Here is a 22,293-nt window from a genome sequence, read left to right as displayed (position 1 = left end):
GGTGGTCGGCCGTCAGAACGACCGGTCGAGCAGCTGTGCGCTGCGGTCGGCCTCGGTGGCGGTGTGACCCTGCGGGTCGTAGGTCTGCACGGACTGCTGCAGGGACATGAGCGTCTCCTGCGTGGCCCGGTGCGACATGGCGAGCAGCTCGCGGTTGCCGTCGGCGAGCTGCGCGATCTCGGTGGTGAGCTGCACGAAGGCGTCGCGGTGCGCGTGCAGCAGGTCGTCCCAGGGGGCCGGCGCGTGCTCGGCGAGGGTGCGCAGGCTCGCGCCCGGCTCCAGGCCCAGCTCGATCGCCAGGGCGTCGGCCTCGACGGACCGGCCGAGCTCGGCGTCCCGGATCTGGTCCAGCACGGTCTCGACCTCCCGCGTGGCGTGGGCGAGCCAGCGGGTGCGCCCACTGGTGAGCACGAGCTGCTCCTCCTCCAGCTTGAACAGCAGCAGCTCGAGCAGGCGTCGCTCGGTCCACAGGACGTCGGACAGCTGGCTCAAGGCCATCGGGAAGCCCCCTTTGTCGTCGCTGGCGCGATGCAGTCACCCGGACCGGCTCCGGCAGGTCGCCGGGCGGGTTCGACCTCCCTATCGGGCACGTCGCCCCGATGCTGAGGCGAATCGGACAGGTCGCCCGTCCGAGCGCCGTGACGGGCGCGCAGGAGGCTGACTGATACACACATCGGGCGATCTTCGTGTGACCTGCATCACACCCGTCCGTGGCGGCCCGGAGCTATGGGGTCGCATGTCCGATTTGCCGGTCCGTAACGTCCGAAATGGCCGAGGAAGTCGCATAGATCGCTTCTCAGAAAAGATGGAGATGCGGGCTCAAGGCCTTTGCGGACCGGACCGAAAACCGGATCGTGAACAGCTCAGCCGCCACCCCCGTCACCGACGAGCTCGTCGTCGCGCACATGCCCCTCGTGGGCTACCACGTCAGCGAGGTCCTGTCCCGGGTCCCCGCCACGGTCGTCCGGGAGGACCTCGTGTCCGCCGGCCACCTCGCCCTCGTCCTCGCCTCCCGCTCGTACGACCCCGAGACCGGCGTCCCGTTCGCCCGCTACGCCGCGCTGCGCATCCGCGGCGCGCTGATCGACGAGCTCCGCTCGATGGACTGGGCCTCCCGCGGCGCCCGCCACCGCGCCCGTGAGATGTCGGCCGCGAGCGACCGCCTCACCGCGGCGCTCGGCCGCACCCCCTCCCGCGAGGAGCTCGCCAAGGAGCTCGGCACGGACGTCGCCGCCGTCGACCAGGCCCGCCAGGACGCCGAGCGCCGCGTGCTCTCGATGGACGCCACGGTGCACCCCGTCGCCGACCTGGTCCGCGACGAGGCCCCCGGCCCGGAGGAGAACGTCCTCATCGGCGAGCGCCTGCGCTACCTGCGCGCGGCCGTCGAGACCCTGCCCGACCGCCTGCGCTCCGTCATCGAGGGCCTGTTCCTGCAGGACCGGACCGTCGCCGAGCTCGCCGACGAGCTGGGCGTCACCCAGTCCCGCATCAGCCAGCTGCGCACCGAGGGCCTGGCCCTCATGCGCGACGGCCTGAACGCGAGCCTCGACCCGCAGATGGTGCCGGTCGCGGAGCGCCCCGACGGCGTGGCCGAGCGTCGCCGCCGCACGTACTTCGCCGCGGTCGCCTCGCGCGCCGCGATGTCGGCCGCCGGCCACCAGGTCGAGGCCGCGGGCGTCGTCCCCACCCCGTTCGAGGGCGACACCACGGGCGCCCGCGCCCTGGCCGGCTGAGCCCCGGCTCGACCGCCTGCACGACCCGCACGACCCAGGGCTGTTCACACCCGCCTCAGGCGCCGGACCGCGACACCGCGGCCGGCGCCTGCGGCGTTCCGCCCCCCCCGCAGCACGACCCCAGCGCGACTCCGGCACCGCTCCGGCACCACGCCGGCACCGCGTCCGCGCAGGTCACGGGCCTGCCGGCCACCCGGGTTGCCCCTATCGGGTGAACCGGCGCGAAATCCTCAGAGGCGCCCGCCGCCGGTCGAATCTCAAGGGTGAGCCCACGGATGGGCCACGAGTACCCCACTCAAGGAAGAAGAGAACCATGGCGCTCTCCGTCAACACGAACATCGCGGCACTCAACGCGTACCGCAACCTGTCCGCCACGCAGAACGACCTGGGCAAGTCGCTCGAGAAGCTGTCGAGCGGTCTGCGCATCAACCGTGCGGCGGACGACGCTGCCGGCCTGGCGATCTCCGAGGGCCTGCGCGCCCAGATCGGCGGCACCACCCAGGCCGTCCGCAACGCCCAGGACGGCATCTCGGTCGTGCAGACCGCTGAAGGCGCCCTGACCGAGACGCACTCGATCCTGCAGCGCATGCGTACGCTGTCGGTCCAGGCGTCCAACGAGGGTGGTCTGTCCGACACCGCGAAGTCCAACATCCAGGACGAGCTGGGCGAGCTCAAGACCGAGCTCACCCGCATCGCGGACACCACGCAGTTCAACGGCAAGAAGCTGCTGGACGGCCAGTACAACGGCTCGTTCCAGGTCGGCGCCAACACCTCGGCGCAGGACAAGATCGCGGTCAAGATCAGCACCGCCAACGGCCAGGGCCTCGGCTCGGTGGGCCTGGGCGTCGCGAACGTCGACGTCACGACCATCGCGACCAACGCCACCACCGTCGCCAACACCACGGCCGCGGCGTCCGGCACCGCCGGCGTCAAGACCCTCGGTGCGGCCGTGGACTTCACCGGTGACAACGTCGACGGGTTCAAGGACCTCAACGGCACCGTCACCATCGGCTCCAAGTCCCTCGACCTGAAGTCGGTCGACTACACCGGCATCACCACCACGGCCGGTGCCGTCACCGCGCTGAACAACGCGCTGACCGCCCAGTTCGGTGCGGGTGCCGCCACGGCCGCCGCCACGGCGACCGGCATCACCCTGACCGGTGCCGCCACCACGGGCACGGCCGCCCAGGTCGCCGCCACGGAGATCGGCTTCACGCAGGCCTCCGGTGCGGACGAGGCCATCGACCTGATCGACGCCGCCATCACCTCGGTGTCGTCGGTCCGTTCCGGCCTCGGTGCGGTCCAGAACCGCTTCGACCACACCATCAACAACCTCAACGTCGCGGTGGAGAACCTGACCGCGTCCGAGAGCCGCATCCGCGACACCGACATGGCGTCCGAGATGGTCAGCTACACCCGCGCCTCGATCCTGTCGCAGGCCGGTACGGCGATGCTCGCCCAGGCCAAGAACCTGCCGCAGAGCGTCCTCCAGCTCCTCCAGTGAGCTGACGCTGTGACCGTCGCCCGCCCCTGAGGGCGGGGGGCACCGCACGACCCTGACAGGCGGTGGGTGGACGACCGTCCACCCCCCGCCTGTCGCGTGCCGGCACCGCCGCGCACGAGCACCGTTCCACCGGGGAGGACCGCACCAGCATGGCGAGCAGCATCGGGATCGACGGCCTGATCAGCGGCATGAAGACCTCGGAGATCATCGACCAGCTCCTGGCCGTCGAGGGCAACCAGCAGAAGCTCCTGGCGTCCAAGCGCACCGGCCTGCAGTCGATCGTCACCGCGCTGCAGTCGCTCAACACCAAGGTCGCCTCCCTCGGCACCGCCTCGACCGCGGCCCTCAAGGCCGAGTCCTGGCAGACCACCACCGCGACGGCGTCCTCGACCGCCGTCACCGCCGTGACGTCGAAGGACGCGACGCCGTCCTCCCTCACGCTGACCGTCGACAAGCTGGCCGCGTCCCAGTCGACGCTCTACACGCTCCCGACGTCGTACACGTCGGAGAAGCCCTCGTTCTCCCTGACCGTCGGCGGCGAGACGAAGACGATCGTCGCCACCAGCACGCACATCGGCGACGTCGTCGCCGCCTTCAACGCCGAGGGCACCGGCGTCTCCGCCTCGGCCGTCAACGTCGGCACCGCCGCCGAGCCGGTCTACCGGCTCCAGCTCACCGGCTCCGCCACGGGCGTCGACAACGGCTTCACCCTGACGGCGACCAACCCGAACGACGGCACCACGCTGACGGGCCAGCAGCTGCGCGCCGCCGCGGACGCGAAGGTCACGCTGTGGCCGGGCACGCCGGGCAAGACCGAGGTCACCTCCTCGAGCAACTCCTTCAAGGGCCTGCTCACGGGCGTCGACCTGACGGTCAGCAAGGAGGGCACCGAGGAGGTCACCGTCACGGTGGCCCGCAGCGCCGGCTCGATGAGCAAGCTCGCGTCGAACCTGGTGTCCAACCTGACCGCGGTGCTCGGCGACATCGCCGACCGCACGAAGTCCACCACCGGGACCGCGGCGGACGGCGGCTCGATCCTCAAGGCCGGCCTGCTGTCGGGCAACACGGCGATCCGCGTGCTGCAGCAGAACGTCCTGGCCGCCGGCTCGCTGGAGGTCGACGGCCGGTCGCCCGCCTCGGTCGGCATCGTCCTGGGCAAGGACGGCACCTTCACGTTCGACGAGGCCGCCTTCACCACCTCCTACAACGAGGACCCGGTCCGCACCCAGAAGATCGTGCAGGCGGTCGCGGGCGCGCTCGAGACCGCGGCCACGTCGGCGTCGGAGCCCACCAAGGGCACCCTGTCGACGCAGATCACGTCCTACGAGGGCGAGGTCAGCGACCTCGCCGACCGGATCGCCGACTGGGACGACCGCCTCGCCACCCGCCGGGCGTCGCTCGTGCGCACCTACACGGCGATGGAGGTCTCGATGTCGCAGATGCAGTCGACCTCCAACTTCCTGTCCCAGCAGCTCGCCCAGCTCAACGCCAACGCGTCGAGCTGACCCACCGCCCGAACGGAAGGGAGGACCGTCGTGTACGACGTCCGTACCCGGTACCTCGCCGACGCGGTCGCCACCGCCGGCCCCGCGAAGCTCCTCACCATGCTGTACGACCGGCTGCTGCTCGACCTGGAGCGCGCCGAGGTCGCGCTGCGGGCGGGCTCGCGCGCCGAGGGCACCCAGCAGCTCGCGCACGCGCAGGAGATCGTGGCGGAGCTCATCGTCAACCTCGACGTCGACGAGTGGGACGGCGGCGACCGGCTGCTGTCGATCTACACCTACCTGCTGTCGGAGATGATCGGCGCCGGCCTGGCCGGGGACGCCGATCGCGCCGCCGCCTGCCGCGCCGTCGTCACGCCGCTCGCCGCGACGTGGCGGGAGGCCGCGACGGTCGTCGCCCAGGACGTCCCGACGCCGCGGGCCGCCCCCGCCTCCGAGGAGCTGGGTGCGGGAGCCGGGGTGCTCGGTGTCGGCTAGCGCGCCCGCGGTCGCCGCCGTCGCGACGACCGAGCGCGCCGCCCTCGACGCCGACGCCCACCCGGAGGCCGCCGCCCACCCCGAGCACGACGGCCCCCGCGAGCGGGACGCCCGCACCGCGCGCGAGGCCGCGTGGGTGCACGCGCTCGCCGAGATGGAGCGCGTCGCGGACCACGCCGAGGACCTGCTGCGCGTCGCGCGCTCCGCCGAGCCCGAGGTCGCCGTCGCCCTCACCGAGCCGTGGACCACCCCGCGCGGGCTCGGCCCCCTGCCGGTGACCCTCGCACCGCGCGCCGCCGCGCTCGTCGAGCGCCAGCGGGACCTGGTCCGCCGCACCGCCGAGCAGCTGGGCGAGCACCGCCGCCGCCTGCGCACCTCCGACGGCCTGCGCACCCGCGCCGCCGCCGCCCCGGTCTACCTCGACGTCGAGGGCTGACCCACCCGCCCGCGCTGGGTGGTAGCACCCGGCGGGCGCCGAGACATTCCTCGGCAAACTCGGACATTCCTCATCGAAACGCGTCCGCCACGCGGGTGACGGGAAAAGAAACCCCTCCCGGCGCCTCATCGAGCGGGGCTCGGCGCCGATGGGAGGTCTGAGCACGGATCGCTCGAGCAGCAGGCCATGGACGGGCCGACTCAGGACCAACCTCGGTGAGGGTGACCCTGCCATGGGCATGTTCGACTCCGTGAGCTATGTCGCGCTGAACAGCGCGCTCGACGGCCTGGCCCTGCGCCAGCGCGCGATCGCCGAGAACGTGGCGAACATCCAGACTCCCGGCTACCACGCCAAGAAGGTGGCCTTCGAGGACGCGCTCGCGCGTGCGGTCGACGGTGGCACCGGCGCCACCTCCGCCACCGTCGCGCGGTCCCTCGAGCCCACCCGCCTCGACGGCAACAACGTCAACCTCGACGAGGAGACGCTGCTCAACGTCGACACCAACCTGCGCTACCAGCTCGCGACCCAGGCGGTCGACGGCACCTTCTCCAGCGTCCGTACCGCGATGAGGACCAACTGATGACGACGTTCGGGGCGATCGGCATCGCCAGCACCGGCATGACCGTGTACCGCAAGTGGATCGACGCGGTCTCGGACAACCTCGCCAACCTCAACACCGTCCGCTCGACCGCCGAGGACGCCTACCAGGCGAAGTCGGTCATCGCGAGCGAGATCCCCTCCGAGAGCGGCGGCGGCGCCCAGGTGTCCGGCATCGCGCTGGGCTCCGCCGAGGGCCGCCTGGTGTACGAGCCCACCAACCCGCTGGCCGACGAGGACGGGTACGTCCGGTACCCCGACGTCGACATGGCCAGCCAGATGACCCAGCTGATCATGGCCCAGCGCGGCTACCAGGCGAACGCCGCGGTGGTCGACCGGGCGAAGTCGTCCTACGAGGCGGCCCTGCAGATCGGACGCAGCGCATGAGCATCCAGCCCGTCGGCGGCGTCTCCGGCGTCAGCCCCACCTCCTACCTGTCCGAGCTCGCGGAGCTGCAGGGCGTCTCCGGCGCCGGCGCGTCCGCGACGACCGGTGCCGGCGACGGCGGCTTCGCCGCGGCCCTCGGCGCGGTCGACCACGTGCAGCAGCTCCAGTCCACGAGCAACGCGCTCGCGGTCCAGGCCGTGACCGGCGACCTCGACGACGTGCACGACTACACCGTCGCGTCGTCCGAGGCGAAGCTCGCCCTCGAGCTCACCGCCGCCGTGCGCAACAAGGCCGTCGACGCGTTCACCGAGATCATGAGGATGCAGGCCTGATGCCCGCCCAGGTGAAGTCCCTGTTCGGCCGCATGAGCGGCGCGGTCAAGCAGTTCTCGCTGCCCCAGAAGACCTTCGCGCTCATCGCCGTCGCCGCGATCGCCCTCGGCGCGTTCGCCGTGTACTCGTGGGCCAGCAAGCCCGCGCTCAGCCCGCTCTTCTCGGGCCTGTCCGCGACCGACGCCTCCGCCGTGGTCGACCAGCTCTCCGCGGAGGGCGTCGCCTACGAGATCGCCGACGGCGGCAGCACCGTCCTCGTCCCGCAGGACCAGCTCTACGCGATGCGCCTCAAGCTCGCCGCGGCGGGCCTGCCGGCCAACGCCGAGGGCGACGGCTACTCGCTCCTCGACGGCATGTCGATGACGTCCAGCGAGTTCCAGCAGCAGACGACGTACCAGCGCGCGCTGGAGGGCGAGCTCGCCAAGACCATCGGCGCGATGGAGGGCGTGGAGGCCGCGACGGTCAAGCTCGCCCTGCCGGAGGAGACGGTGTTCGTCTCGGAGCAGCAGGACCCGACCGCGTCGGTGTTCGTCCGCACCCGCACCGGCACCGAGCTCACGACCGACCAGGTCGAGGCGATCGTGCACCTCGTGTCCGCGGGCATCGAGGGCATGAAGGCCACCGACGTCGCGGTCGTCGACTCCACCGGCAAGGTGCTGTCGGAGGTCGGGACCGGCCTCACCGGGGGCACCGGCGACGAGGCGACCTCCGCCTACGAGCAGCGCGTCACCGGCGCGGTGCAGGCCCTGCTGGACCAGGTCGTCGGCCCGGGCAACTCCGCCGTCACCGTGACCGCGGCCCTGAACCAGGACCAGACGCAGCGCACCTCCGAGGAGTTCACCGCCGCCGAGGGCGTGCCGCCGCTCGCCTCGTCCACCACCACGGAGGACTACGCCGGCGCGGGCTCCGGCACCGCCACCGGCGTGCTCGGCCCGGACAACATCGCGGTCCCCACCGGGGAGGGCGACGGCACCGGGACGTACTCGAAGGCCACGGAGGACGTGAACAACGCGGTCAACAAGGTCACCGAGGTCACCACGGTCGCCCCGGGCACGGTGCAGAAGCAGTCGCTGGCCGTCCTGGTGGACACCACCGCGGCCGCCGGCGTCGACCTGACCCAGCTCAGCGCGACCCTCACCGCCGCCGCGGGCATCGACACCGCCCGCGGCGACACGATCGCGGTGCAGGCCATGCCGTTCGACACCACCGGGGCGGACGCCGCGGCCGAGGCGCTCGCCGCCGCGGACGCCCAGGCCGCCGCCGCGGAGCGCGCGTCGCTGCTCCGGCAGGCCGTGATCGCCGGGGCGCTGCTCCTGATCGCGATCGTCGTCGGCATCGTGCTGGCCCGCCGCTCGCGGCGCAGCAAGCGCGAGGCCCTCGACATCGGCGAGCTGCCGCTCATGGACGGCCCCGACGAGGCGCCCGAGCTCGAGGACCTGCCGGAGATCCCGCCGGCGCTGCCCGGCCCGGCCGAGATCGACCCCGTGCAGGAGTCGCTCGCCGTCAAGCGCGCCGAGATCGCCGCGCTGGCCGACGAGCAGCCCGAGGAGGTCGCGGACCTCCTGCGCGGCTGGCTGACCCCCGCCGGACGGCGCTGATGGCCACCGCGATGCTGACCGGGACCCAGAAGGCCGCCATGCTGCTGCTGCAGCTCGGCCGGGAGCGGGCCGCGAAGGTCATGTCCCAGCTCGAGGTCGCCGAGATCGAGGAGCTGACCGCCGAGATCATGCGCCTCGAGCGCGTGGACCAGACGGTCGCGGACGAGGTCGTCGAGGAGTTCTACGCCGCGTCGGCGATCGGCCCGGGCGTGGGCGGCGGGCTCGGCTACGCCACCCAGCTGCTCGAGGGCGCGCTGGGCCGCGACGAGGCCGCGGGCATGATCGAGCGCCTGCAGACCTCGATGGCCGGCCAGCCGTTCGAGTTCCTGCAGCACGCCGACGCCCGGCAGGTGCTGTCGCTGCTGAACGGCGAGCACCCGCAGGCCGTCGCCCTGGTGCTCGCGCACCTGCGGCCCGAGCACGCCTCCGCGATCCTGGCCGGCCTCCCGCCGGACCAGCAGTCGGAGGTCGCGCACCGGATCGCGCTCATGGAGCGCGCCTCGCCGGACGTCGTCGCGGTCATCGCCGAGTCGATGCAGCGCAAGGCCTCCACGGTGCTGACCCCGAACGAGCTGTCCGCCGTCGGTGGCGTCGACCCGCTGGTCGAGATCATCAACCGCGCCGACCCGACCACCGAGAAGCTCATCCTCGAGGGCCTGCAGGCCCGGGACGAGGCGCTGGCCGACGAGGTCCGCAGCCGCATGTTCGTGTTCGGCGACATCGTCCTGCTCGAGGACCGCGCGATGCAGCTGGTGCTGCGGGCCGTCGAGACCAACGAGCTGTCGGTCGCGCTCAAGGGCGTCGCGCCGGAGGTGCGGGACAAGATCCTGCGCAACCTCTCCGAGCGTGCCCGCGAGAACCTGGAGGAGGAGATCGAGCTGCTCGGCCCGGTCCGCCTCTCGCAGGTGGAGGAGTCGCGCGCCGGCATCGTCCAGGCGATCCGCCGCCTGGAGGAGTCCGGTCAGATCGTGATCCGGCGCGAGGGCGAGGACGAGTATGTCTCCTGACACCCGCTCCTTCACCCAGGCGTACGCGAGCACCCGCGGGACCGCCGAGACGTCGGTCCGCGCGGAGGGCTACGCCGCCGGGTACGCGGCCGGCTACGCCGCCGGTGCCCGCGAGGCGGCCCGTGCCGCCGAGGCCGAGGCCGTCCGCGTCCAGCGCGAGCGCGCCGAGGCGGACGCCCGCCGTGCGGCCGAGCACGCCGACGCCCTCGCGGTGCTGGCGGCCGCCGCCCGCGCCGCCGCCGACCGCAGCGCCCCGGTGCTCGCGGCGGCGGAGGCGACCCTGCACGCCGCGGCGCTCGAGCTGGCCGCGGCCGTGCTCGGCACCGAGCTGTCCGACGCGGCGACCGCCGCCCGGGCCGCCCTGCGCCGCCTGCGCGAGCAGGACCCGGCCCGCGAGGTGCACACCGTGCGCCTGCACCCGCGCGACCTCGCCGCCGTCCGGACGGCACTGGCCGCGCCCGGAGCCGGCGCGGGCGACCCGCTCGGCGGGCTGCCGGACCTCACCGGCGTGGACCTGGTGGCCGACCCGACGCTGGCCCCCGGCGACGCCGTGGGCGAGTTCCCCGAGGGCTACCTGGACGCGCGGATCGACGGGGCGCTCGACCGCGCCCGCGCCGCGCTCGCTGTGCCGGCGTCCGCGGGCGTGATCGCGTGACCGCCACCACGGGCACCGTGCTGCCCACCCCGCGCGGCGGGGCCGTCGAGCCCGCCGGCCGCGCCGCGACGACCGCGGACGCGCCCGCGCTCGGCACCCCGGCCTGGGGCGCCGCCCTGGCCGCCGCGCGCCCCGAGCGCGTCGGCACCGTCCGGGGCGTGGTCGGCCTGACCGTCGAGGTCGCCGGCACCGGCGCGGCCGTCGGCGAGCTCGTGACCATCGAGACGGACGCCGACGAGGTCCCCGCGGAGGTCGTGGCGACCGGCCGCGGCACCGCGCAGGCCATGCCGCTCGGCCCCACCCACGGCCTGCGCGCCGGCATGCGGGTCCGCCCGCGCGGCACCGCGCTCACCGCCCCCGTCGGGCCGGGCCTGCTCGGCCGGGTGCTCGACGGCCTCGGCCGGCCCATCGACGGCCGCGGCCCCCTGGTCGGGGTCCGCAGCGCGGAGGTCACCGGCCACGCGCCGCACCCGCTGGCCCGCGCCCGCGTCGCCCAGCCCCTCGACCTCGGCGTGCGCGTGCTCGACACCCTCGTCACCGCGGGCCGCGGCCAGCGCCTCGGCCTGTTCGCCGGCTCCGGCGTCGGCAAGTCCAGCCTGCTGTCGATGATCGCCCGCGGCACGGACGCCCAGGTGTCCGTCATCGCCCTGGTGGGCGAGCGCGGCCGTGAGGTCCGGGAGTTCCTCGAGGACGACCTGGGCCCCGAGGGCCTGGCCCGCAGCGTGGTCGTCGTGGCCACGTCGGACGAGCCGCCGCTGGTGCGCCTGCGCTCCGCGTTCGTCGCCACCCGGATCGCCGAGTCGTTCCGCGACCAGGGCGACGACGTCGTGCTGATGATGGACTCCCTGACCCGCGTCGCCATGGCGCAGCGCGAGATCGGCCTGTCCGTCGGCGAGCCGCCCGCCACCCGCGGGTACCCGCCGAGCACCTTCGCCCTGCTCGCGCAGCTCCTGGAGCGCGCCGGCACCGCGGCCACCGGGTCCGTCACCGGCCTGTACACGGTGCTGGTGGACGGCGACGACCACAACGAGCCGATCGCCGACGCCGCCCGGTCCATCCTCGACGGTCACGTCGTGCTGGAGCGGTCCCTCGCGGTCGCCGGGCACTTCCCGTCCGTCGACGCCCTCGCGTCCATCTCGCGCGTGGCCTCCCGGGTCATCGGCCCGGAGCAGAAGCAGCTCGCCGCCCGGCTGCGCCGCGTCATGGCGGCCCGCCGGCAGGCGCAGGACCTGCTCGACGTCGGCGCGTACGTCGCCGGCTCGAACCCGCTGGTCGACGCCGCCGTCACGCACGGCGCCGCGATCGACGCGTTCCTGCGCCAGGGCATGGACGAGCGCGCGCCCTCGAACGAGTCCTGGGGCCGGCTCGCCGCCCTCGTCGCCGCGATGGGAGACCTGCCGTGAGCCGCGCCTTCCGCCTCGCGGGGCTGCTCCGCCTGCGCTCGCTCGCCGAGGAGCAGGCCGCCGCCCGCCTCGCGGGTGCCAGCAGCGTCCGGGACGCCGCCGTCGCCCGCCGCCGCGCCACCGAGTCGATGCTCGGGGACGCCGAGTTCCCCGTCGACATGGACGTGCTCGGCATGCGCGCCGTCGTCGCCAGCCGCATGGCGCTGTCCGCGCTGCTGGTCGACCAGCGCGCCCGCGTCAGCGTCACGCAGGACGCCGTCGACGCCGCGAACGCCGAGTGGTCGGCCGCCCGCACGCGGACCCGCACGCTCGAGAAGCTCGAGGAGAAGCACGAGGCCGTCGTCCGCGTCGAGGAGCAGCGGGCCGAGCAGGTCGTGCTCGACGAGGTCGCCGGCCGCCGCGCCGCCGTCCGCGCGCCGGGGGAGGGGGACCGGTGAGCAACCCGATCGCCGCCGTGCAGGCGCGCATCTCCGAGATCCGGCAGATCGTCACCCCGGTCGCCGTCACCGCGTCGACCGCGACCACTGCGTCCACCGGGTCCGGCAGGTCGGCCTCGGCCGCGTCCGTCGCGCCGGCCACCGACGCCACCTTCGCCGCCGCGCTCGCCCAGGCCTCGGGCGCGGGCACCGCCCTGGACGAGTCGGGCTCGATCGCGCCGGGCTCGGGCGTCACCGGTCAGGACCTGGTCGCGTCCGCGAAGAAGTACCTCGGCACCCCGTACGTGTGGGGCGGCGAGTCGCTCGCCGAGGGCGGCCTCGACTGCTCCGGCCTCGTGCAGCGGGCGCTCGCCGACCTGGGGGTCACCGGCGTGCCGCGCGTGGCCCGCGACCAGGCGACGATCGGCACGGAGGTGCCGTCGCTCGACCAGGCCCTCCCGGGGGACCTCGTGGTCCTCGGCGGCGGCAAGCACATCGGCATCTACGTCGGCGGCGGCCAGATGATCGACGCCCCGAAGCCCGGGAAGTCCGTGACGGTCCGCGACGTGTACGCGGAGCCCACGACCATCCGGCGGATCCTGCCGCAGGCCGGCGCCACCGCCGCGGCCACCACGGCCTCCGCGACCACGGGGCTGTCCGGTGCGCTCGCCTCCACGGCCGCCGGGCAGAACGCCCTCGCGCTGCTCACCGGGTCCGCCTCCGGCGGGTCCGCCCTGTCCTCGCTGTCCACCTCGTCCCTCTGGGGAGCCGCCTCGTGACCACCACCACGCTGTCCGCCGTGCCGGCCCGCCCGAGCACGAGCGCGTCCGGCACCGGCGGCCCCGCCCGCTCCGGCGCGAGCGGCTTCGACGCCGTCCTGCAGGGCGCGCTGGCCGCCGCCCCGCAGCAGCCCGAGCGGGCGCCGCAGCGCCCCGCCGACCGTCCCGTCACCGACCGGGGCGCCGTCGAGCGCCACCGGACGGACCGGGCCGACCGCGCCGACCGTCCGGGCACCGACCGTCCGGGCACGGACCGCACGGACCGCACGGACCGGGCCCACGGCACCGACCGCGCCGACCACGCCGCCGACCGCCCCGCCGACGCCACAGGCACCCCCGAGGACGCAGCGGACGCGACGGCCGCCCAGGCCGACGCCCCCACCACCGACCCCGCCGCCGGCGCCCGATCACCGCCCCGACCGCTCCGGTCGCCGTGCCGGTCCCCGCCCCGGCGGCGGACGCGGCCCCCGCTGCGAGCGTCCCCCCCGCGGCCGCGCCCTCGCCCCGGTTGCCGGGACCCCAGGCCGCCTGGGCCCCGGCCGCCGCGACGCTCCCCGCCACCGCGCTCGCCGCCCAGCCCCCCAGGGCCGCCCCCACCGCCACGGACGCCTCGTCCCAGGTGGCGACCGAGGGGGTCGCCGCGGCCGGTGCCGCGACGGGGACGCCGGCCACGGCGGCCTCGACCGCCGCCTCCGCGGACCTCGCGACGACGCCGGCGGCTCCCGCGGCCCCGGCGCAGCCCTCCCCGGCCGACGGCGCGGCCACGCCGGCAGCCGCCACCGGGACCACCGCCCCGGCCGCCGCGACCGCTCCGGTCGCCGCGACGCCGGCCGCGACGCCCGCCGCGTCCTCCGCCGAGCCGGGCACGGCGTCCCCCGACGCCGCCGCTCCGGCGGCCACCACGGACGCCGCCCCCGCGCCGGCTCCCACGCCGACGGCCCCGGCCGGCGCGCTGCAGGTCGGCACGGTCCAGCACCGCGTGGCCGCGGCCGCGCAGGGCGCCACGCCGGCGCTGTCGGACCAGCTCGCGACCAAGCTGGGGGAGCAGCTGCCGGCCCTGCGCGCCGCGGGCAACGGCCAGCACGTGCTGACGCTGCACGTGGACCCCGAGCACTTCGGCCCAGTCCGTGTGGTCGCGCACATCTCGGCGGACGCCGTGCGGGTCGAGCTGGTCGGCGCCACCGACGCCGCCCGCGACGCGCTGCGGCAGTCGCTGCCCGACCTGCGCCGGGACCTCGCCGCGACCGGCCTGTCGTCCGACGTCAGCCTCGGCGCCGACGGCGCGGACGGTTCCGGCACCCCCGGCGGCAGCGCCGACCGCCGGGGCCTCGCCGGGCCCGCACGCCCGGCGGCCCCGCAGCCGGGCGCGACCGGCCTCGCCGGCCCCCACGACTCCCACGCCACCCGCTCGCCGGCCACCGCCGGCGGCCTCGACCTGCTCGTCTGACCGGAGGAGAGACCCCGTGTCCCTGGAAGTCCCCGTGTCCTACATCGGTTCGCAGACCGGTACGGCCGCCCCCACGAACACCCCGAGCAAGGAGCTCGACAAGGACACGTTCCTGCAGCTCCTCGTCGCGCAGCTGTCCAACCAGGACCCCAGCAGCCCGATGGACACCAGCCAGATGATGGCGCAGACCACGCAGCTGTCGATGATGGAGTCCCTCTCGGAGATCCAGACGTCGTCCCGCGAGCAGTTCGCGCTGCAGATGCGCATGGCGTCCGCCGACCTGGTCGGCAAGCAGGTCACCTGGACCGACGCCGCGGGCAAGGCCCAGACCGGTGTCGTCGGATCCGTCGACTACTCCGGCTCCGTGCCGATCCTGAAGGTCGGGACCACCGACCTCCCGCTCGACTCCGTCTCCGGCGTCAGCCCCGTCACCCCCGACGCGCCGGCCGCCGGCGCCCCCACCACCACCGCCTGACCGCGGTCCTGCACCAGAACCCCCGAAGGGATCCACCATGCTCCGCTCTCTCTTCTCCGGCATCAGCGGTCTGCGCAGCCACCAGACGATGCTCGACGTGACCGGCAACAACATCGCCAACGTGAACACCACGGGCTTCAAGGCGTCCCAGATCCAGTTCCAGGACACCCTGAGCCAGATGCTGAACGCGGCGTCGGGCGCCCAGGACGGCGTCGGCGGTCAGAACCCGGCGCAGGTCGGCCTCGGCGTGCAGGTCGCCGGCATCACGACGAACTTCACGCAGGGCGCCGCGCAGCTCACGGGCCGCAGCACCGACATGATGATCTCGGGCGACGGCTTCTTCGTCGTCCGCCAGGGCACGCAGCAGTTCTACACGCGCGCCGGCTCGTTCGACTTCGACTCGACCGGCCAGATGGTCCTGCCGGGCGACGGCGCGATCGTCCAGGGCTGGGCGGCGGAGAACGGCGTCATCGACACGAGCCGTCCCGTCGGCGACATCCGCGTGGGCGTCGGCACGGTCATGCCGGCCAAGGCCACCGTGAACGCGCCGTTCGCCGGCAACCTGCAGGCGGACGCCAAGGACGGCACGGTCAAGACCGTGACGGTCAAGGCGTTCGACGCGATCGGCACGGCGCGCGAGATCGCGCTGACCCTGACCAAGGGCGCCACGGGCTGGACGATGTCCGCCACGGACGGCACCTCGACGTACGCGGCCACCCCGCTGACGTTCGACGCCACGGGCGCGCTCACCTGGACGGACGGGACCACCGGCGACGCGTCGTTCATGCTCGGCGGCGTCTCGGTCGACCTGTCCGGCGTCACCGGCATGGCGGGCGTCGACACCGTCGCGGCGGGCAAGCAGGACGGCTACGCCTCCGGCATCCTCGAGTCCTTCGCGCTCGGCTCCGACGGCACGATCACCGGCTCGTTCAGCAACGGCCTGAAGCAGACGCTCGGCCGCATCGCCATGGCGTCCTTCACCAACCCGTCCGGCCTGGCCAAGGCCGGCGGCTCGCTGTTCACCACCTCGGTGAACTCGGGCGACCCGCAGGTCGGCGCCGCCGGCACCGGCGGCCGCGGCACGCTGTCCGCCGGCTCCCTGGAGATGAGCAACGTGGACCTGTCCACGGAGTTCACGCAGCTGATCATCGCCCAGCGCGGCTTCCAGGCGAACTCCCGCGTCATCACCACCTCCGACGAGGTGCTGCAGGAGCTCGTGAACCTGAAGCGCTGATCACCCGCGCCGCAGCCCCGAGAGCCGCCGGGAACCCTCAGCCGAGGGTCCCGGCGGCCGATGGGAAAGGGTGAGCGGCCCACGGAAGGGCCGCCGCGGCGGACACCGCCGCACATGTACGACCAGGGACGGGACAACGCTCGTGATCATCGTGACGCGCCTCAACGGGGCCCAGTTCGGGGTGAACCCCGACCTGCTCCAGCGCGTCGACAGCGCGCCCGACACCATCCTGACCCTCATCGACGGGACGAAGTACATCGTCCGCGAGTCGATGGCCGAGGTCATCGCGCGGGTGAACGAGCACCGCGCCCACCTCCTGGCCCGAGCCCAGGAGATCCAGGCCACGCCGGTCCCCACCGTCGAGCTCGTCCGTGACGCCGCACCGGCGTCCGACGGCTCCGGCGAGGACGACCGCGACGAGCCGCTCGCCGACCCTGTTCCCCTGCGACCGAGGAGCCGCTGATGGATCCCGCCGGCTTCATCGGGCTGGTCGTCGCCTTCGGCGCGATCTTCGGTGCCCTCCTCATGGAGGGCGCCGACCCGATGTCCATCTTCCTGCCCGCACCGCTGCTGCTGGTGTGGGTCGGCACGATCGGCGTCGGCATCGCCGGCCACACGGTCAAGGACGTGATGCAGTCCTTCAAGGCCGTGCCGCGCGCGCTGATGAGCAAGGTCCCGGACCCCACCACCACGGTGGACACCCTGGTCGACCTCGCCGACCGCGCCCGCCGCGAGGGCCTGCTGGCCCTCGAGGACGCCGCCCGCGACATCGACGACCCGTTCCTGCGCGGGGGTCTGCAGGCCGCGATCGACGGCACGGACCCCGACGACCTCCGGATGATCCTGGAGGACAAGATCGCGACCAAGCGCAGCCGCGAGAAGGTCTGGTCCAAGTACTTCGCCGACATGGGCGGCTACGCGCCGACCATCGGCATCATCGGCACGGTCATCTCGCTGGTGCACGTGCTGGAGAACCTGTCCGACCCGGCGTCGCTGGGCCACTCCATCGCCGCCGCGTTCGTCGCGACGCTGTGGGGCATCCTGTCCGCGAACGTGGTGTGGCTGCCGCTGGGCGCCCGCATCAAGCGGTTCTCCGACCTGGAGTGCGCGCAGATGGAGGTCACGCTCGAGGGACTCCTGGCCGTGCAGGCCGGCGCCAACCCGCGCCTGGTCGGCGAGCGGCTGCGCAGCCTGCTGCCGGAGACCCCCGCCGAGAAGGAAGCCGCTGCATGAGCACCGGCGGCCACGGGCGCGGCCGCCGGGGCGGGGCGCACGAGGAGGAGCACGTCAACCACGAGCGGTGGCTGGTGTCCTACTCCGACATGATCACGGTCCTCATGGCGCTGTTCATCGTGCTGTTCGCGATCAGCCAGGTGGACCAGGAGAAGTACGTCGCGCTGCGCGCCTCCCTGGCCGCCGGGTTCGGTGACGGGGCGGTCAACAGCTCGGTGCTGGACGGGACGGACGGCACGCTGGACGGCACGAGCGCCGCCGCGGACGCCCCCGACACCGGCACGTCCGGCATGGTGGACGCGGACGAGGGTCTCGGCCTGCAGGCGTCGAACCCGTCGCCGACCGTGGAGGAGAACCCCTCGGCGGTCGACGCGGCGACGCTGGCGGCCGCGCAGGCGGAGGCCGCGCACCTGGAGCAGGTGAAGCAGGCGGTGCTGTCCGCGCTGACCAGCCAGGGGCTGCAGGACCAGGTCCGGTTCCGCATCGACGAGCGCGGCCTCGTGCTGGGGCTGGTCGCCGACGACGTCTTCTTCTCGCAGGGGTCGGCGGAGCTGACCCCGACCGCCGACCAGGTCCTGGACCTGGCGGCGCCCACGCTCGTGAGCCTCCAGGAGCAGATCTCCGTCGAGGGGCACGCGAACACGATCCCGATCTCCGGGCGGTACGCGACCAACTGGGAGCTGTCGTCCGACCGGGCCACGCAGGTGCTGCGGCACCTGGTGGAGTTCGACGGCATGCCGGGCACCCGCATCCAGGCGGTGGGCTACGGCGACACCCGTCCCCTCGTGCAGGGGACGGGCGAGGACGCGATGACCGCCAACCGGCGGGTCGACATGGTGATTCTGAGCGCGGCGCCCGAAGCGGTGCGCGCCCTGCTGCCCGCGGTCGCGGGTGGGAGCTGAGAGGACGGGAGGTAGGGGACATGCCCATCGAGCAGCGTGTGATCGGCGGCCAGAGCCAGAAGATCGGCGGCGGAGCCAAGATCGGCGGCAGCAAGGACGCCCCGGCGCCCGAGCCGGAGCCGGCCCCGAAGAAGGGCAAGAAGAAGAAGCTGCTCCTCGTCATCGGCGCCGTGGTGCTGGTGCTGGGCGGAGCGGCCGCGTACTTCCTGCTGGGGAAGTCCGGTGGGGCCGAGGCCGCCGCCGAGGAGGAGCCCGCGCCGGAGCCCGGTGCGGTCGTCGCGGTGGAGCCCATCAGCCTCAACCTGGCGCAGGGCCACTACCTGCGCCTCGGGTTCGAGCTGCAGCTGATCGCGGACGTCGGCGAGGAGGCCCCGGAGCCCGGCAAGGCCGTCGACGCCGCCATCGCCCTGTTCTCCGGCCGCACCATCGCCGAGGTCAGCGACCCCGCCGTGCGCGAGCAGCTCAAGACCGAGTTCCTGCACGAGCTGGAGGAGCTGTACGAGGGCGAGGTGATGGACGTCTACCTGACGAACTACGTCACGCAGTGAGGGCTCGCGCGGCGACGCGCGACCCCTCCCACCGCCCCTGACCAGGCACGTCACCGTGCGGGTCGGGGGCTGGTGAACCGCGGCGCCACGGAGGGCGCCACATCGCTCCGCAGCAGGCCGGCCCACGACGGGCCGAGGGCGGAGAAGTCGCCGGCAGAGTGACGGCGCAGACCCCTCACATCACCCGTTCGCGCGCCGATGTGGGTGGGCGTGACGGTCCACACCACGGGTCAGGCCCCTGCGCGCTCCCGCCGGCGCACGCACGTGCCGGAGCCCTACGACTTCCGACGCCCCATGACGATGGCGCGTGAGCACGCCCGCGTCCTCGAGATGGCGTTCGAGACCTTCTCGCGCCAGTGGGGCAACCAGCTCACCGCGCGGCTCCGTGCGATGGCGCAGGTCACCCTCGACGGGCTGACGCTGACCTCGTACGACGAGTACGTGCGCAGCCTGCCGGGCACCACCGCGATGATGCTCTGCACGATCGAGCAGACGCGGCAGACCGCCGTGGTGCAGGTCCCGGTCAGCACCACCATGGTGTGGATCGACTACCTGCTCGGCGGCCCCGGCACCGGCGACGCCCGCGAGGACCGCGAGCTCACCGAGATCGAGATCACCCTGCTGCGCGGCGTGATGCAGGCCGCGCTCGGCGACCTGGGCTACGCGTTCTCCGCCCTGACCCCGCTGGACGTGACGCTCCGCGCCGTCCAGTACAACCCGCAGTTCGTGCAGGCGGTCCCCGCCTCCGACTCGGTGCTGGTCGCCACCTTCGTCATGCGAGTCGGCGAGCGCGAGGACCTCGCGACCGTCATGTTCCCCGCGGAGCTCCTGCTGTCCGCCGTCCGCCAGGCCGACGGCGCGAGCGGCCGGTCCGGCGAGGACCAGCGGGCCCACGAGCTCGCCGTCCTCGACCTGGAGGCCGCCGTCGAGGAGGTCCCCGTCGAGGTCGCCGTCCGGTTCGCGCCGGTCGTCGTCCGCCCCCGTGACGTCGTCGGCCTCGCCGTCGGCGACGTCGTCCCCCTGTCCCACCCGTCGTCCCAGCCGCTCGACGTGGTGGTGGACGGCGTCGTGCTCGCGCGAGCCGCTGCGGGGAACAACGGTTCCCGCCTCGCCTGCATGGTCGTCACCGTCGAGGAGAAGCACTGATGAACGCCACCACCGCCACCACGGACGCCGCCGTCGCCCTGGCCGCCGCCACCGCCGCCCGCTACCTCCCCCACCCCACGGTCACCGCCCCCCCCGTCCGGCCAGCGCCCGGACGCCGACGCGCTGGCCGTCGTCGCCTCGTTCGTCGGCCCGAACAGCGCCGACGTGGTCCTGGTCGCCGACGTCGCCGTGCGCGAGGCCCTCGCCGCCGGCGCGCCCGACGGCATCCCGCTCGACCTCGCCGCGGCGCTGCGCCCGGCGCTGGAGGCCGCGGTCGCCGAGCTCGGCGCCGGCGTCCTCGAGGCCGCCCGCACCGAGCCGGTCGCCACCGCGCTGCCCGACGACGCCCAGCTCGTCGCGCTCGCCACCGACGAGGGCGTCCAGGCCTGGTTCGGCCTGCGCCTGCGCAGCGAGCCGACCCCGAAGGCCGCGGGCGTCCCGACGCAGCGCGCCAGCCTCAACGTGCTCTACGACGTGGAGATGACGCTGACCGCCGAGCTCGGCCGCACCAAGCTGCCGGTCCGCCAGGTGCTCGAGCTGACCCCGGGCGCCGTGCTGGAGCTCGACCGCGCCGCCGGCAGCCCCGCCGACGTCATGGTCAACGGCCGCCTCATCGCCCGCGGCGAGGTCGTCGTCATCGACGAGGAGTTCGGCATCCGCATCACGGAGATCGCGCGCGGCGAGGACGGCGCCCTCTGATGGACTCCCTCGTCCTGGGCCTGCGCGTCCTCCTGGCGCTGGCGTGCGTGATCGGCCTGATCTGGGTCCTCGCGCGCCGCGCCGGGTGGGGCAAGGGGCGCCGTCGTCCCGCCGGCCCGGCCGTCGAGGTCGTCGGGCGCCAGGCGCTCGGCCGCCACGCCGGTGTCGCCGTGGTCGCGGTCGGCAACCGCCGCCTGCTGCTCGGCTACGGCGAGCAGAACGTCACCATGCTGACCGAGCTGGCGCCCGCGCCGGCCGAGGTCACGCCCCTCACCGCGGACGACGCGGGGACGGCCGGCACGCCGATGACCCTCGGCGCGCTCGCGGCCGCGGTGCTGCCGAACCCGCGCGGGCCGCGCACGCCGAAGACCGTCCGCGCGGAGTCGGCCCCGGCCGCCGCGGCGACCGCCGCGACCCCGTCGTTCGAGGCCGTGCTCGCGTCGGCCCAGGACGACGCGGGACTCGCGGGCCTGGCGGTCGCCGAGGTCGACGACGCCCGCATCGAGACCCTCGAGCGCACCGCCGCCGAGCCGGCCGCCGCGGACGCCAGCGGCGCCCTGCACGGCTCCGTGCTCGCGCCGTCCACCTGGAAGCAGGCCGTCGCGGCGCTGCGCGAGCGGACGGTGCGCCGGTGACCGCCGACGCCCGCGCCGCCGCGCCCACCTCGGCCGCCGCCGCGCCGCGCCGCACCTGGCCGCTGGTCCTGCTCGCCGTGCTCGCGCTCGCCGTCGCCCTCGTGGTGCTCGGGTCGGGTGCCGCGCACGCCGCGCCGGTCCCGCCGACCGACCCCGTCGCGCCCGTCGCCCCCGTGGAGCCCGGCACCGGCGAGGTCTCGGTCTCCATCAACGGCGTGAACGGCACGCCCAGCAGCTCGATCGTCGTGCTGATCGGCATCACGCTGCTCTCGGTCGCCCCGTCGCTGCTGCTGATGATGACCGGCTTCACCAAGATCTTCGTGGTGCTGTCCCTCACCCGGAACGCGCTCGGCCTCACCACCGTGCCGCCCAACCAGGTGATCGCCGGCCTCGCGCTGTTCCTCAGCCTGTTCGTCATGGCGCCGGTGCTGTCCGACGTCAACACCGAGGCCGTGCAGCCCTACCTCGACGGCTCGATGGACTTCCAGACGGCGCTCGACGCCGGCTCGGCCCCGATGCGCGAGTACATGCTCGGCCACACCCGCGAGCAGGACCTCGCGCTCGTCACCCGGGCGGCCGACCAGCCGAACCCGCAGGACGCCGCGTCCGTCCCGATGCTCACGCTGATCCCCGCGTTCATGCTCTCCGAGCTGCGGTCGGCGTTCATCATCGGGTTCGTCATCTTCATCCCGTTCCTCGTCATCGACCTGGTCGTGTCCTCGGTCCTGATGAGCATGGGCATGATGATGCTGCCGCCCGTCATGGTGTCGCTGCCGTTCAAGCTGCTGCTGTTCGTGCTGGTCGACGGGTGGGGCCTCATCGTCACCGCCCTCATCGGCGCCGCGTCGGCCGCGTCGGTCGCAGGGGCGGGCTGATGGACACCGCCGCCGTCCTCGACATCGGGCTCGACGCCATGATCGTCGCCGCGAAGCTCTCCGCCCCGGTGCTCATCACCGCGCTGGTCGTCGGGTTCGCCGTCTCCCTGGTGCAGTCGGTCACGCAGATCCAGGAGGTGACGCTGTCCTTCGTGCCGAAGGCGATCGCCACCGCCGTGGCCCTGCTGGTCTGCGGGCACTGGATGATCGCCGAGCTCGTGTCCTTCACGCAGGCCCTGTTCGACCGCATCCCCGCCCTCCTGGGGGGCTGAC

At 74.1% G+C, this 22,293-nt stretch carries 27 protein-coding genes; 26 read left to right on the top strand and 1 reads right to left on the bottom strand.

What is annotated here, in order from left to right; all coding sequences use genetic code 11:
* Positions 1–12: 12 nt before the first annotated feature.
* Positions 13–498, bottom strand: a complete 486-nt coding sequence (gene flgN / locus QNH85_RS11655) for a flagellar export chaperone FlgN (protein WP_282946670.1) — start codon at positions 496–498, stop codon at positions 13–15.
* Between the two features lie 356 nt (positions 499–854).
* On the opposite strand from flgN, the gene QNH85_RS11650 reads away from it, so the two are divergent.
* The 26 genes from QNH85_RS11650 (at position 855) to fliQ (ending at position 22,292) form a co-directional block, all read left to right on the top strand.
* Entirely contained in the window at positions 855–1,733 is an 879-nt protein-coding gene (locus tag QNH85_RS11650) for a sigma-70 family RNA polymerase sigma factor (RefSeq protein WP_282946669.1), read from the top strand.
* Between the two features lie 313 nt (positions 1,734–2,046).
* Positions 2,047–3,237, top strand: coding sequence for a flagellin N-terminal helical domain-containing protein (locus tag QNH85_RS11645; RefSeq protein WP_282946668.1), 1,191 nt, complete (start codon positions 2,047–2,049; stop codon positions 3,235–3,237).
* 149 nt (positions 3,238–3,386) lie between these two features.
* Entirely contained in the window at positions 3,387–4,742 is a 1,356-nt protein-coding gene (gene fliD / locus QNH85_RS11640; RefSeq protein ID WP_282946667.1) for a flagellar filament capping protein FliD, read from the top strand.
* 30 nt (positions 4,743–4,772) lie between these two features.
* Complete coding sequence (locus QNH85_RS11635) at positions 4,773–5,216, top strand: flagellar export chaperone FliS (protein WP_213282206.1); 444 nt, start codon at positions 4,773–4,775, stop codon at positions 5,214–5,216.
* On the top strand, positions 5,185–5,652 hold the full coding sequence (locus QNH85_RS11630; protein ID WP_282946665.1) for a hypothetical protein: 468 nt from the start codon (positions 5,185–5,187) through the stop codon (positions 5,650–5,652). The genes QNH85_RS11635 and QNH85_RS11630 overlap by 32 nt, the downstream gene beginning before the upstream one ends.
* A 238-nt stretch (positions 5,653–5,890) precedes the next feature.
* Entirely contained in the window at positions 5,891–6,232 is a 342-nt protein-coding gene (locus tag QNH85_RS11625; protein ID WP_282946663.1) for a flagellar basal body rod protein FlgB, read from the top strand.
* Positions 6,232–6,636 (top strand): flagellar basal body rod protein FlgC, encoded by a 405-nt coding sequence (gene flgC / locus QNH85_RS11620; RefSeq protein WP_282946661.1) that lies wholly within the window; start codon positions 6,232–6,234, stop codon positions 6,634–6,636. Before QNH85_RS11625 ends, flgC begins: the two co-directional genes overlap by 1 nt.
* Positions 6,633–6,968, top strand: coding sequence for a flagellar hook-basal body complex protein FliE (gene fliE / locus QNH85_RS11615; protein WP_213282209.1), 336 nt, complete (start codon positions 6,633–6,635; stop codon positions 6,966–6,968). The genes flgC and fliE overlap by 4 nt, the downstream gene beginning before the upstream one ends.
* The gene (gene fliF / locus QNH85_RS11610; protein WP_282946658.1) at positions 6,968–8,566 is read left to right on the top strand and encodes a flagellar basal-body MS-ring/collar protein FliF; all 1,599 of its coding nucleotides are present in this window, start codon (positions 6,968–6,970) and stop codon (positions 8,564–8,566) included. Before fliE ends, fliF begins: the two co-directional genes overlap by 1 nt.
* Positions 8,566–9,573 (top strand): flagellar motor switch protein FliG, encoded by a 1,008-nt coding sequence (fliG, locus tag QNH85_RS11605; protein WP_213282211.1) that lies wholly within the window; start codon positions 8,566–8,568, stop codon positions 9,571–9,573. Before fliF ends, fliG begins: the two co-directional genes overlap by 1 nt.
* Complete coding sequence (locus tag QNH85_RS11600) at positions 9,563–10,228, top strand: FliH/SctL family protein (protein WP_282946656.1); 666 nt, start codon at positions 9,563–9,565, stop codon at positions 10,226–10,228. The genes fliG and QNH85_RS11600 overlap by 11 nt, the downstream gene beginning before the upstream one ends.
* Before the next feature lie 116 nt (positions 10,229–10,344).
* On the top strand, positions 10,345–11,631 hold the full coding sequence (locus QNH85_RS11595; protein ID WP_282946714.1) for a FliI/YscN family ATPase: 1,287 nt from the start codon (positions 10,345–10,347) through the stop codon (positions 11,629–11,631).
* Positions 11,628–12,068, top strand: a complete 441-nt coding sequence (locus QNH85_RS11590; protein WP_282946654.1) for a flagellar export protein FliJ — start codon at positions 11,628–11,630, stop codon at positions 12,066–12,068. Before QNH85_RS11595 ends, QNH85_RS11590 begins: the two co-directional genes overlap by 4 nt.
* Positions 12,065–12,826, top strand: a complete 762-nt coding sequence (locus tag QNH85_RS11585; protein WP_282946652.1) for a C40 family peptidase — start codon at positions 12,065–12,067, stop codon at positions 12,824–12,826. Before QNH85_RS11590 ends, QNH85_RS11585 begins: the two co-directional genes overlap by 4 nt.
* A 508-nt stretch (positions 12,827–13,334) precedes the next feature.
* Positions 13,335–14,273 carry a flagellar hook-length control protein FliK gene (locus QNH85_RS11580; RefSeq protein WP_282946650.1) on the top strand — a complete coding sequence of 313 codons (939 nt, stop codon included), beginning with the start codon at positions 13,335–13,337 and terminating at the stop codon, positions 14,271–14,273.
* A 16-nt stretch (positions 14,274–14,289) separates the two neighbouring features.
* Positions 14,290–14,748, top strand: a complete 459-nt coding sequence (locus QNH85_RS11575; RefSeq protein ID WP_282946648.1) for a flagellar hook assembly protein FlgD — start codon at positions 14,290–14,292, stop codon at positions 14,746–14,748.
* 37 nt (positions 14,749–14,785) lie between these two features.
* Positions 14,786–15,982, top strand: coding sequence for a flagellar hook protein FlgE (locus QNH85_RS11570; protein ID WP_282946646.1), 1,197 nt, complete (start codon positions 14,786–14,788; stop codon positions 15,980–15,982).
* A 142-nt stretch (positions 15,983–16,124) separates the two neighbouring features.
* Positions 16,125–16,445: a flagellar FlbD family protein gene (locus QNH85_RS11565; protein ID WP_213282216.1), complete on the top strand. Its 321-nt coding sequence runs from the start codon at positions 16,125–16,127 to the stop codon at positions 16,443–16,445.
* Complete coding sequence (locus tag QNH85_RS11560) at positions 16,445–17,215, top strand: motility protein A (protein WP_282946644.1); 771 nt, start codon at positions 16,445–16,447, stop codon at positions 17,213–17,215. Before QNH85_RS11565 ends, QNH85_RS11560 begins: the two co-directional genes overlap by 1 nt.
* A complete protein-coding gene (locus tag QNH85_RS11555; protein WP_282946642.1) occupies positions 17,212–18,117 on the top strand; it encodes an OmpA/MotB family protein in 906 nt (301 codons plus the stop codon). Before QNH85_RS11560 ends, QNH85_RS11555 begins: the two co-directional genes overlap by 4 nt.
* A gap of 20 nt (positions 18,118–18,137) precedes the next feature.
* On the top strand, positions 18,138–18,665 hold the full coding sequence (locus QNH85_RS11550; RefSeq protein ID WP_282946641.1) for a flagellar basal body-associated FliL family protein: 528 nt from the start codon (positions 18,138–18,140) through the stop codon (positions 18,663–18,665).
* A 198-nt stretch (positions 18,666–18,863) separates the two neighbouring features.
* Entirely contained in the window at positions 18,864–19,811 is a 948-nt protein-coding gene (locus QNH85_RS11545) for a FliM/FliN family flagellar motor switch protein (RefSeq protein ID WP_213282220.1), read from the top strand.
* Between the two features lie 165 nt (positions 19,812–19,976).
* Complete coding sequence (gene fliN / locus QNH85_RS11540) at positions 19,977–20,510, top strand: flagellar motor switch protein FliN (RefSeq protein ID WP_249669202.1); 534 nt, start codon at positions 19,977–19,979, stop codon at positions 20,508–20,510.
* Positions 20,510–21,145, top strand: coding sequence for a flagellar biosynthetic protein FliO (gene fliO, locus QNH85_RS11535; RefSeq protein WP_282946638.1), 636 nt, complete (start codon positions 20,510–20,512; stop codon positions 21,143–21,145). The genes fliN and fliO overlap by 1 nt, the downstream gene beginning before the upstream one ends.
* Complete coding sequence (gene fliP / locus QNH85_RS11530; RefSeq protein WP_428830397.1) at positions 21,142–22,020, top strand: flagellar type III secretion system pore protein FliP; 879 nt, start codon at positions 21,142–21,144, stop codon at positions 22,018–22,020. The genes fliO and fliP overlap by 4 nt, the downstream gene beginning before the upstream one ends.
* Entirely contained in the window at positions 22,020–22,292 is a 273-nt protein-coding gene (fliQ, locus tag QNH85_RS11525) for a flagellar biosynthesis protein FliQ (protein ID WP_213282222.1), read from the top strand. Before fliP ends, fliQ begins: the two co-directional genes overlap by 1 nt.
* Position 22,293: the final 1 nt, after the last annotated feature.

Source organism: Cellulomonas endometrii (assembly GCF_949769265.1).
In the GTDB taxonomy this organism is placed as follows: domain Bacteria; phylum Actinomycetota; class Actinomycetes; order Actinomycetales; family Cellulomonadaceae; genus Cellulomonas; species Cellulomonas endometrii.
The sequence above is the reverse complement of the archived record's forward strand: the minus strand, read 5'-3'. Positions and strand labels throughout refer to the sequence as shown.

Coding starts and splice junctions, on each gene's coding strand:
- QNH85_RS11600 (WP_282946656.1), top strand. CDS start 9,563: ATGTCTCCTGACACCCGCTCCTTCACCCAGGCGTACGCGAGCACCCGC.
- fliO (WP_282946638.1), top strand. CDS start 20,510: ATGGACTCCCTCGTCCTGGGCCTGCGCGTCCTCCTGGCGCTGGCGTGC.
- flgC (WP_282946661.1), top strand. CDS start 6,232: ATGACGACGTTCGGGGCGATCGGCATCGCCAGCACCGGCATGACCGTG.
- QNH85_RS11545 (WP_213282220.1), top strand. CDS start 18,864: ATGTGGGTGGGCGTGACGGTCCACACCACGGGTCAGGCCCCTGCGCGC.
- QNH85_RS11645 (WP_282946668.1), top strand. CDS start 2,047: ATGGCGCTCTCCGTCAACACGAACATCGCGGCACTCAACGCGTACCGC.
- flgN (WP_282946670.1), bottom strand. CDS start 498: ATGGCCTTGAGCCAGCTGTCCGACGTCCTGTGGACCGAGCGACGCCTG.
- fliD (WP_282946667.1), top strand. CDS start 3,387: ATGGCGAGCAGCATCGGGATCGACGGCCTGATCAGCGGCATGAAGACC.
- fliG (WP_213282211.1), top strand. CDS start 8,566: ATGGCCACCGCGATGCTGACCGGGACCCAGAAGGCCGCCATGCTGCTG.
- QNH85_RS11570 (WP_282946646.1), top strand. CDS start 14,786: ATGCTCCGCTCTCTCTTCTCCGGCATCAGCGGTCTGCGCAGCCACCAG.
- fliF (WP_282946658.1), top strand. CDS start 6,968: ATGCCCGCCCAGGTGAAGTCCCTGTTCGGCCGCATGAGCGGCGCGGTC.
- QNH85_RS11625 (WP_282946663.1), top strand. CDS start 5,891: ATGTTCGACTCCGTGAGCTATGTCGCGCTGAACAGCGCGCTCGACGGC.
- fliQ (WP_213282222.1), top strand. CDS start 22,020: ATGGACACCGCCGCCGTCCTCGACATCGGGCTCGACGCCATGATCGTC.
- QNH85_RS11550 (WP_282946641.1), top strand. CDS start 18,138: ATGCCCATCGAGCAGCGTGTGATCGGCGGCCAGAGCCAGAAGATCGGC.
- QNH85_RS11560 (WP_282946644.1), top strand. CDS start 16,445: ATGGATCCCGCCGGCTTCATCGGGCTGGTCGTCGCCTTCGGCGCGATC.
- QNH85_RS11555 (WP_282946642.1), top strand. CDS start 17,212: ATGAGCACCGGCGGCCACGGGCGCGGCCGCCGGGGCGGGGCGCACGAG.
- fliE (WP_213282209.1), top strand. CDS start 6,633: ATGAGCATCCAGCCCGTCGGCGGCGTCTCCGGCGTCAGCCCCACCTCC.